Annotated in this window: 11 protein-coding genes; all 11 read left to right on the forward strand. The window is 64.3% G+C overall.

All coding sequences use genetic code 11. The features are described 5' to 3' along the window. Positions 1-56: 56 nt before the first annotated feature. On the forward strand, positions 57-1,910 hold the full coding sequence (locus CFR76_RS06470) for a M3 family oligoendopeptidase (protein WP_110556381.1): 1,854 nt from the start codon (positions 57-59) through the stop codon (positions 1,908-1,910). After that, a complete protein-coding gene (locus tag CFR76_RS06475; RefSeq protein WP_110556382.1) occupies positions 1,891-3,282 on the forward strand; it encodes an ABC1 kinase family protein in 1,392 nt (463 codons plus the stop codon). The genes CFR76_RS06470 and CFR76_RS06475 overlap by 20 nt, the downstream gene beginning before the upstream one ends. Positions 3,283-3,352: 70 nt before the next feature. Further along, positions 3,353-5,599: an excinuclease ABC subunit UvrB gene (gene uvrB / locus CFR76_RS06480; protein ID WP_110556383.1), complete on the forward strand. Its 2,247-nt coding sequence runs from the start codon at positions 3,353-3,355 to the stop codon at positions 5,597-5,599. Positions 5,600-5,645: 46 nt separating this feature from the next. After that, on the forward strand, positions 5,646-6,545 hold the full coding sequence (locus CFR76_RS06485) for an aldose 1-epimerase (protein ID WP_110556404.1): 900 nt from the start codon (positions 5,646-5,648) through the stop codon (positions 6,543-6,545). Next, positions 6,539-7,078: a transcription elongation factor GreB gene (greB, locus tag CFR76_RS06490; protein WP_110556384.1), complete on the forward strand. Its 540-nt coding sequence runs from the start codon at positions 6,539-6,541 to the stop codon at positions 7,076-7,078. The genes CFR76_RS06485 and greB overlap by 7 nt, the downstream gene beginning before the upstream one ends. A gap of 114 nt (positions 7,079-7,192) precedes the next feature. Further along, the gene (gene gshB / locus CFR76_RS06495; protein ID WP_110556405.1) at positions 7,193-8,203 is read left to right on the forward strand and encodes a glutathione synthase; all 1,011 of its coding nucleotides are present in this window, start codon (positions 7,193-7,195) and stop codon (positions 8,201-8,203) included. A gap of 224 nt (positions 8,204-8,427) precedes the next feature. Then, a complete protein-coding gene (locus tag CFR76_RS06500) occupies positions 8,428-9,141 on the forward strand; it encodes a class I SAM-dependent methyltransferase (protein WP_110556385.1) in 714 nt (237 codons plus the stop codon). A 171-nt stretch (positions 9,142-9,312) separates the two neighbouring features. Continuing rightward, on the forward strand, positions 9,313-10,677 hold the full coding sequence (locus CFR76_RS06505) for a cbb3-type cytochrome c oxidase subunit I (RefSeq protein ID WP_244191808.1): 1,365 nt from the start codon (positions 9,313-9,315) through the stop codon (positions 10,675-10,677). Between the two features lie 2 nt (positions 10,678-10,679). After that, positions 10,680-11,639, forward strand: coding sequence for a heme o synthase (cyoE, locus tag CFR76_RS06510; RefSeq protein WP_110556386.1), 960 nt, complete (start codon positions 10,680-10,682; stop codon positions 11,637-11,639). Between the two features lie 35 nt (positions 11,640-11,674). Then, positions 11,675-11,821 (forward strand): hypothetical protein, encoded by a 147-nt coding sequence (locus CFR76_RS17960; RefSeq protein ID WP_154670681.1) that lies wholly within the window; start codon positions 11,675-11,677, stop codon positions 11,819-11,821. 209 nt (positions 11,822-12,030) lie between these two features. Continuing rightward, positions 12,031-12,411 (forward strand): IS630 transposase-related protein, encoded by a 381-nt coding sequence (locus tag CFR76_RS06515; protein WP_146222642.1) that lies wholly within the window; start codon positions 12,031-12,033, stop codon positions 12,409-12,411. Positions 12,412-12,484 lie beyond the last annotated feature (73 nt).

The following is a 12,484-nucleotide window of genomic DNA, read 5'->3' on the forward strand; positions in this document are numbered from 1 at the left end:
GCGGGGCCGGCGCATGTGCGCAGGCTTCGCCCGATCTGATGGTTGGTGCTCGATCTATGTCCAAAGCGTATTTTTCCGCCCCCCAGGCCGGTGCCACCGGCCTTCCCCCCGTGCATGGGGGTGCAGGCCTGCCAGCAGGCGGCGCATCCGCACTGGCCGGGCTGCCGCGCTGGGACCTGTCGGACCTGTATGACGGGCCGGATTCGCCACAGCTTGCAATCGACCTTGACCAGGCGGATGCGGATGCGCAGGCGTTCTCACGCGCATGGCAGGGACGGCTGGCCAGTGTGCCGGGCGGCGATCTGGCGCAGGCCATTGCCGAATACCAGCGCATTGACGAGGTACTGGGCCGGGCGGGATCGTATGCCCAGCTTCTGTTTGCGGCCAATACGTCGGATTCCGGCGTGGCCCGCTTCGCGCAGTCGGTCAATGAACGGCTGACCGCCATTTCCACGCATCTCCTGTTCTTCACGCTGGAAATCAACCGCATTGACGATGACGGGCTGGCAGCCCAGATGAGTGACCCGGCCCTTGCGCACTGGGCGCCGTTCCTGCGCGACCTGCGGGTGTTCCGTCCCTATCAGTTGTCTGACGAGGTCGAGGCCGTCCTGCACGAAAAATCCGTCACCGGGGCGGCTGCGTGGAACCGCCTGTTTGACGAGACGATGGCCGGCCTGCGCGTGCGTGTCGGCGGCGAGGACACGACGCTGGGCAATGCGCTGGACACCATGTCCAGCCCCGACCGCAAGGTGCGCGAACACGCCGCCCACGCCATTGGCGATGAGCTGGGCCGCAACGTGAAGCTGTTTTCGCTGATCACGAACACGCTGGCCAAGGACAAGGCCATTGTGGACGGGCTGCGCCATTACCCGCGCCCGACCTCGGCGCGCAACTGCGCCAACATGGTCGAGGATGAGGTGGTCGACGCGCTGGTGCAGGCCGTGACCGAGGCCTATCCCCGCCTGTCCCACCGCTATTATGCGCTCAAGGCAAAGTGGCTGGGGCTGGAAAAGCTGGAATACTGGGACCGCAACGCGCCGCTGACCACGCAGGATGAACCGCTGATCCCGTGGGCGGAGGCGACGCAGCAGGTCATGGCGGCCTATGAAGGCTTCGACCCGCGCATAGGCACGGTGGCCAGGCAGTTTTTCGACCATGCCTGGATCGATGCGCCGCCGGTACCGGGCAAGGCGTCAGGCGCGTTTGCCCACCCCACCGTGCCATCGGTGCATCCCTACCTGCTGCTGAACTATCGTGGGCGCACGCGCGACGTGATGACGCTGGCGCATGAGCTGGGCCATGGCGTGCACCAGGTGCTGGCGGGAAAGCAGGGCTACCTCATGTCCAGCACGCCGCTGACACTGGCGGAAACCGCCAGCGTGTTTGGCGAAATGCTGACCTTCCGCGCGCTGCTCGACGCCCAGGCCGATCCCCAGCGGCGCAGGCTCATGCTGGCGGCGAAGGTGGAGGACATGCTCAACACCGTCGTGCGCCAGATCGCCTTCTACCGTTTCGAGATGCTGGTGCACGAGGAACGCAGGCAGGGCGAACTGCTGCCCGCGCGCATCGGGGAAATCTGGCGCCAGACACAGGTTGAAAGCCTTGGCCCCGCCTTCAACTTCACGCCAGATTACGATGTGTACTGGACCTATGTCCCCCATTTCATCCATTCACCGTTCTATGTGTATGCCTATGCCTTTGGCGATTGCCTGGTAAACGCGCTATACGGTGTGTTCCGGTCGGGTCATCCGGGCTTTCAGGACAAGTATCTTGATATGCTGAAGGCAGGCGGGACCAAGCGGCACCGTGAACTGCTGGCCCCCTTCGGGCTGGATGCGGCGGACCCCGGTTTCTGGCAGAAGGGACTGGATGTGATCGCCGGATTTATTGATGAACTGGAGCGTGTCTGACGTGGCGGATGAACGGAATATCGATAATACCGGCCTGTTTGGTGAATTCCGCCGCATGGTGCGCACGTCCGGCACGGTAGGCGGCATTGCCGCGCGCATCGCCGGGCACAAGATGGGTTTCCGCTCCAACCAGTCCGTCCATGCCGGGGACCTGAAAAGCGTGCTTGGCGGGCTGAAGGGGCCGCTCATGAAGGGCGCGCAGCTCCTGTCCACCATTCCCGGCGCCCTGCCGGAGGAATATGCCAAGGAACTGGCGCAGCTTCAGGCCAATGCGCCGCCGATGGGGTGGAATTTCGTCCGCCGCCGCATGTCGGCCGAACTGGGGCCGAACTGGGAACGCAATTTCCGCTCCTTCAACCGCGAAGCCTCGGCTGCCGCAAGCCTTGGGCAGGTGCATCGCGCGGTGCTGCCCGACGGGCGCGAGGTGGCGTGCAAGCTGCAGTATCCGGATATGAAATCCACGGTTGAATCCGACCTGCGCCAGTTCCGCATGGCGGTTGGCCTGTTCTACCGGATCGACAGCACGATCTGCCAGGATGACGTGCTGGAGGAACTGCAGGACCGGCTGTATGAGGAACTGGACTACCTGCGTGAAGCAGCCAACATGCGGCTGTATCACCTGATGCTGGCGGAATTCGAGGACATCACCATTCCCCAGCCGGTGGATGCGCTGTGCACGCAGCGCCTGCTGACCATGGAATGGGTCAACGGGCGCGGCGTCCAGCAGGTGCTGGACACCAATCCCACGCAGGAGGAGCGCAACCGCATGGCCCGCGCCCTGTTCCGCGCGTGGTATGCGCCGCTGTACCGCTATGGCGTCATCCATGGCGACCCGCACATGGGCAACTTCACCGTGCGTGATGATTTTGGCATCAACCTGCTGGATTTCGGTGCGATCCGCATTTTTCCCTCGCGTTTCGTGCAGGGCATCATCGACCTGCACCGCGCGATCGAGACTGATGACGAGGACCTGGCGATGCATGCCTATGAGGCATGGGGCTTTGCCGGCCTGTCGCGCGATACGGTGCGGGTGCTCAATGAATGGGCGCGTTTCATCTACGGCCCGCTGCTCGATGACCGCGAGCGCTTCATTCAGGAAGATAACGACCCGCAATACGGCCGCGCCGTGGCCGAACGCGTCTATAATGGCCTGAAACGCACCGGGGGCGTGCAGCCGCCGCGTGAATTCGTGCTGGTGGACCGCTCCGCCGTGGGGCTGGGCAGCGTGTTCCTGCGCCTGAAGGCCAAGGTGAACTGGCACGAACTGTTCCAGGAACTGGCGGGCGACTTCAACGAGGCCGCGCTGGCCCGCAGGCAGGCCGAAGCCCTGCGTACCGCCCGGGTGCCAGCCCCCCTCGGGTCACGGAACTGAAGGAAATGGGGACAATACACCGGCACGCCACCCTTGTGTGGCGGCGGTTGCGTCCCCACTGTCTGTAGCCATGGCAACAGCATCGCGTAGCAAGAAGAAAAAGACGACTGACATCGATCCGGCGGACATGCCTGTCCTGTTCCAGCCCGAACGTCAGCCCGCAAAACCCAAGACCAACAAATTCAGGGTCCATTCCCCTTACGAACCCGCAGGCGACCAGCCCACGGCCATTGCTGAACTGGTCAGCGGCGTGGAAGGCGGCGAACGCGATCAGGTCCTGCTGGGCGTGACCGGGTCGGGCAAGACCTTCACCATGGCCAAGATCATCGAGGCGACGCAGAAGCCGACCCTGGTCCTGGCTCCCAACAAGACGCTCGCCGCCCAGCTTTACGCGGAAATGAAGCAGTTCTTTCCCGATAACGCGGTCGAGTATTTCGTCAGCTACTACGATTACTACCAGCCCGAGGCCTATGTGCCCCGGTCGGACACGTATATCGAAAAAGACAGCCAGATTAACGAACAGATCGACCGCATGCGCCATGCCGCAACCCAGGCGCTGCTGGAACGCAACGATGTCATCATCGTAGCCTCGGTATCGTGCATCTATGGTATCGGCTCGGTCGAGACCTATTCGCGCATGGTGGTCAAGCTGGAGGTCGGTGGCGAAATCGACCGCGACATGCTGATCAAGGGACTGGTTGAACTGCAGTACCGCCGTAACGACGCGGCTTTCCAGCGCGGCACCTTCCGCGTGCGCGGCGAGACGATCGATGTCTTTCCCGTCCAGAACGAGGACCGGGCATGGCGTATCAGCCTGTTCGGTGACGAGATTGATGAAATCATCGAATTCGACCCGCTGACAGGCGAGAAGACCGGCGACCTCGAATCCATCAGCATCTATGCCAACAGCCATTACGTGACCCCGCGCCCCACGCTGACGCAGGCGATGGGCGGCATAAAGCAGGAACTGCGCGAGACGCTGGCCCGCTTCAATGAGGAAGGCAAGCTGCTGGAAGCCGAGCGCCTGCAGCAGCGCACGACCTTCGACCTTGAAATGATCGAGACCACGGGCGTGTGCAAGGGGATCGAGAACTATTCCCGCTACCTGTCCGGCCGCGCGCCGGGCGAGCCGCCGCCGACCCTGTTTGAATACCTGCCCGAGGACGCGCTGCTGATCGTGGATGAAAGCCACGTGACCGTGCCGCAGATCGGCGGGATGGAACGGGGCGACCATGCGCGTAAATCCGTGCTGGCGGAATTCGGCTTCCGCCTGCCGTCCTGCCTCGACAACCGCCCGCTGACCTTTGCCGAATGGGATTCCTACCGTCCCCAGACCGTATTCGTCAGCGCGACCCCCGGCCCGTGGGAAATGCGGCGTGTGGACGGCGTGTTCGCCGAACAGGTGATCCGCCCCACCGGCCTGATCGATCCGGTCACCATTGTCCGTCCCGTCGAACATCAGGTGGATGACCTGCTGGCCGAATGCCGCCAGACCATCGCCGACGGCGGGCGCGTGCTGGTCACGACGCTGACCAAGCGCATGGCCGAGGACCTGACCGAATATATGAACGAAGCCGGTATCCGCGTGCGCTACCTGCATTCGGACGTGGACACGCTGGAGCGTATCGAGATCATCCGCGACCTGCGGCTTGGCGCGTTTGACGTGCTGATCGGCATCAACCTGCTGCGTGAGGGGCTGGATATCCCCGAATGCTCGCTGGTCGCCATTCTGGATGCGGACAAGGAGGGCTTTCTGCGTTCGCGCACGTCGCTTATCCAGACCATCGGTCGCGCCGCGCGTAACGTGGATGGCCGCGTGCTGCTGTATGCCGACAAGATGACCGACAGCCTTGCCTACGCCATCGAGGAAACCGCGCGCCGGCGCGAAAAGCAGAACCTGTGGAACGAGGAACACGGCATTACGCCCCAGTCGGTGCGCAAGCATATTGGCGAGGCCATCTCCTCGGTGTTCGAACAGGATTACGTCACCGTCACGCCCACGGCGGATGGCAGCGTGCAGGAAATGGTGGGCAAGGACTACAAGGCCGCCATTGCCGATCTGGAAAAGAAGATGCGCGCGGCCTCGGCTGAACTGGAATTCGAGACCGCGGCCCGCCTGCGCGATGAAATCCGCAGGCTGGAGGCCCTCGAACTGGGCATGGAGCCACCCCCCCTGCCGCAATCCAGCGCGGGCCGGCCGGGCACCAGTCCCAAGGCCATAGCCCGGCGTAACCGTGGCCCGGTGCCGCTGGGGCCGGGGGGTGGTGGCTATGATCCCGATCAGGCGAAGGGAAGGGGAAAGCGGCGTGGACGATAGGACAGGCGGGCAGTCCCGGCCCTGCGCCGGACAGCGCGAACGCGGCATGTCCCCCACGCTGGAACTGTATGCGGGGGGCATGAGCCTTGGCCTGCTGCCCGACCTGGGCGGCAGCATCGCGTTCTGGCGCAACGGGGCGGGCATGGAATTCCTGCGCCCCGTCAGTGACCCGCACCTTGTGGCCCAGCACGGGCGCGCGGTGGCGGGCTATCCGCTGGTGCCGTTTTCCAACCGGGTGGCGGGCGACCATTTCCGTTTTGAAGGGGTGGACTACCATCTTGCCCCCAGCTTTGCGGGGGAGGACTGCGCCATCCATGGCAATGGCTGGCAGCGGCGGTGGCGAATCGCGCTGCTGTCCGACAGCAGCGCGACCCTTGCCCTTGACCATACCCCGTCTTCTGGCGCCAGTGCGGGGCAGTGGCCGTTCAGCTATCGCGCCCAGCTTCGCTATGACCTGCATGAAGCCGGGCTGTCGATCGGGATCCTGCTGGAAAACACCGACACGCGCGACCAGCCGGTGGGCATGGGCTTCCATCCCTATTTCCCCCGCCATTCGGGGCTGAAACTGGGGTTCACCGCCAGCAGCGTGTGGACCAACGGGCCGGACCACCTGCCGCTGCTGCGCATCCCGGCGGATGGGGACTGGTCATTCGCCCGCATGCGTGACGTGGGGCCTGTGCCCATCGACAACTGTTACGCCGGATGGTCGGGCAGCGCCTTCCTGCGCTGGCCACGGGCGGGATATGCCCTGACGCTGGAAGGCAGCCCTGAACTGTCCCATCTCGTGCTGTTTACCCCGCCGGGGCAGCCCTATATCGGGCTGGAGCCGGTCAGCAACATGAATGACGGCTTCAACCGCACCACCATCGCCGATAGCGGCGTGCGCGTGCTGGCGCCCGGCCAGGTGATGGAGGGGCATATCCGCATGACGGTGGCGCGATGCTGAAAACCCGGCCCCAATCCGCCACGAAGCAGAACCAAGGCCCGGCGCAGGGCGGCCTGTCATGCTATATTACGCCGGGCGGGATCGCCGCCATGCGCGATGAGCTGAATGGCCTGCTGCGTGACGAACGGCCAAAGATCGTGGAAATCGTCTCGTGGGCCGCAGGCAACGGCGACCGCTCGGAAAATGGCGACTACCAGTATGGCAAGCGTCGCCTGCGTGAAATTGACCGCCGCATCCGGTTCCTGACCAAACGCATCGATAACGCCATCATTGTCGACCCGGCCGCCCAGCCGCAGCGCAGCCGCGTGTTTTTTGGCGCGACGGTCACCTACGTCACTGAACGCGACGAGGAACGGACCGTTACCATCCTTGGCGTGGATGAAGCCGACATGGCGGCGGGGCAGGTCAGCCTTGTCTCCCCCGTCGCAAGGGCGCTCATGCGCGCGGGCGTGGGCGATGAGGTCCGCCTGCTGACCCCGCGTGGCGAGGAAATGATCGAGGTCCTCGCCATTTCCTATCCATCCGCACCGTAAGAAGGGGGCTGGCCGTGGGGGCAAAGGCATATTATGACGTTTGTTCCCGGCTGGCCCCGACCCGTGGCTGCCGGCATGCGCTACCCCTGTCCCCCGCGTGGAGAAAACCCGCCCATGTCACGCCCCCTGAAGGTTGCCGTCCAGATGGACCCGCTTGGCGGTATCGACATCAACGGCGATTCCACGTTTGCCATGATGCTGGAGGCGCAGGCGCGGGGGTATGAACTGTTTGTCTACCAGGTCGAGGCCCTGAGCCTGAGCGAAGGCCGGGCCACGCCGCAGGGCGGCCCGCGCACCGACCGCGTGACCGCCCGCGCCCGCCCGGTCACGGTGCGGCGCAAGGCGGGCGACCATGCCGCCTTCGGGGCGGAGCAGGTCATCAACCTTGCCGACATGGACGTGGTGCTGATGCGCCAGGACCCGCCATTCGACATGGCCTACATCACCGCGACCCATATCCTTGAACATATCCATGGCATCGGCCAGGGTCGCGCGCTGGTGGTGAACAATCCCGCCGCCGTGCGCAACGCGCCGGAAAAGATACTGGTCACGCATTACCCCGACCTCATGCCGCCCACGCTGGTGACATGGGATGTGCGGGCGATACTGGAATTCCGCGCGAAATGGCGCGACATCATCGTAAAACCGCTGTTTGGCAACGGGGGGGCGGGTGTCTTCCGCATCCGGGAGGACGACCCCAACCTGAACGCCCTGCTGGAAATGCATTTTGCCCGCTCACGTGAACCGCTGATGATCCAGCGCTACGAACCTGCCGTGCGGCGGGGTGACAAGCGCATCATCCTGGTCGATGGCGTGCCGGTGGGCGCGATCGACCGCATCCCGGCGGAGGGGGAGACACGTTCGAACATGCATGTGGGCGGCAGGCCGGTGCGTGCGGAACTGACGGCGCGGGACCGGGAAATCTGCGACACGATCGGTCCGGCCCTGCGTGAACAGGGACTTATTTTTGTCGGAATCGACGTGATTGGTGAATGGTTGACCGAAATCAATGTCACCTCACCGACCGGCCTGCAGGAAATCGACCGTTTTGACGGTATCAATACCGCGGGCCTGATATGGGATGCGATCGTGTCCCGTCTGGTCACCGGCGGCGTGGACGCGTAGAAATTGGAAAACGGTGCCCATGGCAGGCGCGATGGTCGTGGCTGTCGTGCCATGTCGCATGGCATCGGGCAGGGATTACGGGCGGTCGCACGGGCCGGGTGGCGCGTGGGCGGGTCAGGTGGAAGTGTAATGCAGCAGAACGGGACGGATTTGATCATGGCGGATGCAGCACGGGAGCGGGCCGGATGCGCCGTCTTCCATGGCCTTGGCATGGGAGCAGCCTGATGAGTGACGTCCTGCATGATGAGGCTGCCGAGAAAGTCGTGGAAATACCCTCCCCCAAATCCGCGCTGGACGCGGCTGCGGTCAAGGCGGCGTACCGCCGCTGGGCCAGCGTGTATGATGCCGTATTCGGCAGCATCTCGGCCTTCGGGCGCAGGCGCGCGGTCGAGGCGGTCAACAGCCTGCCCGGTTCGCGGGTGCTGGAGGTGGGCGTGGGTACGGGCCTGGCCCTGCCGTATTACCGCAAGGACAAGCATATCACCGGCATCGACCTGTCCGGTGACATGCTCGAACGCGCACGCCTGCGCGTAAGGCGGCAGCACCTGTCCAACGTGGACGACCTGCTGGAAATGGACGCCGAGGCAACGAAATTCGCCGATGGCACGTTCGATATCGCGGTGGCGATGTTTGTCGCCTCCGTCGTGCCGCATCCGCGTGCGCTGCTGGCGGAACTCAAGCGCGTGGTCAAGCCGGGCGGGCATATCCTGTTCGTCAACCACTTCCTGGCGCAGGGCGGTGTGCGGTTGGCGGTTGAACGCGGCATGGCGCGGGCTTCGCACTCGCTGGGATGGCACCCTGATTTCGCCATTGAATCGCTGCTGCCGCCCGCCGACCTGCGGCGCGCGACGTTGCAGCCGGTGCCGCCCGCGGGGCTGTTCACGCTGGTTACCCTGCCGCGTGAGGCGGATAGCTGCGCCAGCCCCATGGTGGCGTAAGCGCCGCAGGGGCTGGCAGCCCTGTCCCTGCGGCAGGGCTGAAATGACGATTGCGCGACCACAGGAGCGGCCCGCAGGGTCGTTTTTGTGTATAAGGCGCGGTATATGATGAAATCATGGTAACGATTGGCCATGCCAGACACCGGCGCATGGCAGCAGGGAGTACATCGTATGCCCACAGGCACACAGTTCGGGGCAGATGCGGTGCGGGAGGCTGGCGGTTCCTGTGGCTACAGGACGGTTGGCATGCTGTACCTCGTCATGGCGATCGTGGCCGGGATGGTCGGTGGCCTGCTGGCCGTTGGCCTTCAGGCCGGATTGCTGCCCCAGACGCTGACCGATGCGTGGGCCGGGGGTGATGTCGCTGGCGCCGCGGGGCGCATCGGTCGCCGCCATGGCATGATGATGGTGTTCTTCTGTGCGCTGCCCGCCCTGTCTGGCGGGTTTGGCAACTGGTTCGTGCCGCTGCTGCTGCGTGCCCGCGCGCTGGCCTTCCCGCGCATGGCGCTGATGGGGTGGGGACTGGTCGCCGCAAGCTTCGTGGCGGTGCTGGCGGGGCTTTCCCCCGCCGTGCCGGCGCAGGTTTCGCTGCTGGCGCTGATGGCGTGGTGCCTCGGCATGCTGCTGCAGGCCATCAACATGGTGGCTACCGTCCTGAACATGGGGCCGATGGGCCAGCGCCTGCGTGACATGCCCATATTCGTATGGGCGCAGGGGCTGACGGCCATGATGGCTGTCATGGTCATGCCGGTGCTGGCTGGCGGGCTGACGCGCATCGTCATGGCGGGTGGCGACATGTCCGGACAGGTCGATGGCCTGCTGCATGTTTTCGCCGGTCCTGAGATCGCGCTGCTGCTGCTGCCCTCCATCGGGATCGTTTCCCAGGTTATCGAGACATTTTCCAGCACCCCCCTGCAGATGCCGCGCGTGGTGCTGGGCGCGCTGGTCGTCATGTCGGTTGGCGGCGGTTCGGTGTGGGTACATGACCTGCTGCATGGTGGCCTGGCACGGATGGCGGCCCCTGCGGCCATTGTCCAGCTTGGGTTGATCGTCCTGCCGGTGCTGGCGGTGCTGGTGGCATGGGCGCGCACGGTGCGGGCGGGGCATGTCCGTGCCTCCGTCCCCATGGAATGGGCGGCGGGGTTCGTGGCGCTGCTGCTGGCAGGGTCTGGCATGTCGCTGCTGCCGGGCGGCATGGCGGATGTGCATGCGGCAACGCTGTATGCCGCCGTGTTCGCGCTGTTCGCCGGTTTCTATTACTGGATTGGCAAGATGATGGGCCATGTCGCCCCGGTGGGCGCCAGCCGCGTCCATTTCGGGCTGACGGTGGGGGGGACGATCCTGTCTCTCATGGCGTTCCATGGCCTGCCTGGCGTTATGGGTGCGGTGCTGATGGGGCTGTCCGTCGTGGTGTTTGCGGGGATCGTGGTGCGCATCGGCATGGAACCCGGCACGTCGCTGCCCGCCAATTACTGGGGACCAGGCGCGCGCACCCCTGAATGGCAGGCGCCATCCCCCTCGCGTGGAGATGCATGAGCATGAGTGGCGCCGTCACAACGCCCGACGCGGCTGATACTGCCCCCATTACCTATGACGCCGCCCGCGTGGGCACGGAAGCCCGCGACTGGCTGGTACTGCTCAAGCCGCGTGTCATCTCGCTGGTGGTGTTCACGGGGGCTGCGGGCCTGTACATGGCGCCGGGGCCAATCAACCCGCTGGTGGCGGCTGTCAGCATCCTGTGCATCTGCATGGCATCAGGTGCCGCGGGTGCGATCAACATGTGGTATGACCGCGATATCGACGCGGTGATGAAGCGCACCGTGACCCGTCCCATTCCCAACGGGCGGGTAAGCCCCGATGCGGCGCTGGGCTACGGCATCGGCCTGTCGGTGGCGTCCGTTATCCTGATGTGGCTTGCCACCAATGCCCTGGCTGCGGGCATCCTTGCGTTTTCCATTTTCTTCTATGCCGTCATCTACACCATGTGGCTGAAGCGCTCGACGCCGCAGAACATCGTGATTGGCGGGGCCGCAGGCGCATTCCCGCCCATGATCGGGTGGGCGGCCGCCACCGGGTCGATGGCGGTGATGCCGGTGGTGATGTTTGGCATCATCTTCCTGTGGACGCCGCCGCATTTCTGGTCGCTGTCGCTTTATGCATGCAAGGATTACGGGCGGGCGGGCATTCCCATGCTGCCGGTGGTGCGTGGGGCGCGGCATACGCGGTGGCAGATCCTGTGGTACACGATCATCCTGACGGCGGTATCGCTGGTGCCGTCCTTCATGCATCTGGCAGGTTGGCTGTACACGGTTGTGGCCAGCGTGCTGGGGGCCGGATTCATCTGCTGCGCCATCGGGGTGCTGCGCGACCGGCAGGACGCCAGCGGCGTCAGCCTGACGGGTGATGGCCCGGCACGCCGCTCGTTCCGCTATTCGCTGGCGTACCTGTTCTTCCTGTTCCTCGGCCTGCTGGCCGACCATGCCTTCATCGCCCACTGATCGGGCGGTTTCTAGTAATACGGGAGTTCGGGCCGATGGATCAGGCAACGACAGTGCAGGTTACCCCGCAGATGGAAGCACAGGAGGCGGCGCGTCGGCACAAGGGACGCATCCGCGCCGTGGCGATTACGCTGTCGGCGCTGGCGGCCATCCTGTATGCGCTCAGCCTTACGCACATATAAAAGCGCGTTCCTTGATAAAAAGCAGAAGTTTTTGGTGAAGCTTTTTCAAAAAGCTTCAGGAAACATCGCCTTATCTGAAAATTTCATCATGACCCGCAGGACATGACTGGCATGGCACTAGAGCACGCTGCGAATAGCTTGAATCGCAGGATTTCCAAAGGGCATGTGATGTGATTCAAGATGAAGACTGGCGGAGGAGGCCAGACTTCATGCCCAGAGCCTATTCACAGGATTTACGGGACCGCGTGATTGACGGGGTGGAGCAAGACGGCATGAGCTGCCGGGCGGCGGCACGGCGCTTTGGGGTAAGTGAGGCCTCGGCGATCAAATGGGTTCAGCGCGCAAGACGTATCGGGGATCGCTGCTGCGCGGGCACGGGCGGGCACCGTCCATCGAAAACCAGGCCTGAACGAGCCTGGCTGCTGGCCATCATTGCAGCCGAACCTGACATTACCCTTGCGGCGCTGTCGATCCGACTGCGCGACGAGCGTGGCGTTCAGGCCGACACGGGCATGCTGTCGCGCTTTTTTCAATCCGAAGGGATCAGCTTCAAAAAAAAGCGTGCTGCCCTGCGAGCAGGACCGGCCTGACGTCGCGCGCAAGCGCAGGTTCTGGAAGCGATATCAGACCGATATAGATCCCACGCGTCTGGTCTTCATTGAC

The organism is Komagataeibacter swingsii (assembly GCF_003207895.1).
GTDB lineage: Bacteria > Pseudomonadota > Alphaproteobacteria > Acetobacterales > Acetobacteraceae > Komagataeibacter > Komagataeibacter swingsii.

What these genes read in the sequence shown, in the direction of transcription:
- CFR76_RS06470 (WP_110556381.1), top strand. Translation starts at nt 57, where the DNA reads ATGTCCAAAGCGTATTTTTCCGCCCCCCAGGCCGGTGCCACCGGCCTT.
- CFR76_RS06475 (WP_110556382.1), top strand. Translation starts at nt 1,891, where the DNA reads ATGAACTGGAGCGTGTCTGACGTGGCGGATGAACGGAATATCGATAAT.
- uvrB (WP_110556383.1), top strand. Translation starts at nt 3,353, where the DNA reads ATGGCAACAGCATCGCGTAGCAAGAAGAAAAAGACGACTGACATCGAT.
- CFR76_RS06485 (WP_110556404.1), top strand. Translation starts at nt 5,646, where the DNA reads ATGTCCCCCACGCTGGAACTGTATGCGGGGGGCATGAGCCTTGGCCTG.
- greB (WP_110556384.1), top strand. Translation starts at nt 6,539, where the DNA reads ATGCTGAAAACCCGGCCCCAATCCGCCACGAAGCAGAACCAAGGCCCG.
- gshB (WP_110556405.1), top strand. Translation starts at nt 7,193, where the DNA reads ATGTCACGCCCCCTGAAGGTTGCCGTCCAGATGGACCCGCTTGGCGGT.
- CFR76_RS06500 (WP_110556385.1), top strand. Translation starts at nt 8,428, where the DNA reads ATGAGTGACGTCCTGCATGATGAGGCTGCCGAGAAAGTCGTGGAAATA.
- CFR76_RS06505 (WP_244191808.1), top strand. Translation starts at nt 9,313, where the DNA reads ATGCCCACAGGCACACAGTTCGGGGCAGATGCGGTGCGGGAGGCTGGC.
- cyoE (WP_110556386.1), top strand. Translation starts at nt 10,680, where the DNA reads ATGAGTGGCGCCGTCACAACGCCCGACGCGGCTGATACTGCCCCCATT.
- CFR76_RS17960 (WP_154670681.1), top strand. Translation starts at nt 11,675, where the DNA reads ATGGATCAGGCAACGACAGTGCAGGTTACCCCGCAGATGGAAGCACAG.
- CFR76_RS06515 (WP_146222642.1), top strand. Translation starts at nt 12,031, where the DNA reads ATGCCCAGAGCCTATTCACAGGATTTACGGGACCGCGTGATTGACGGG.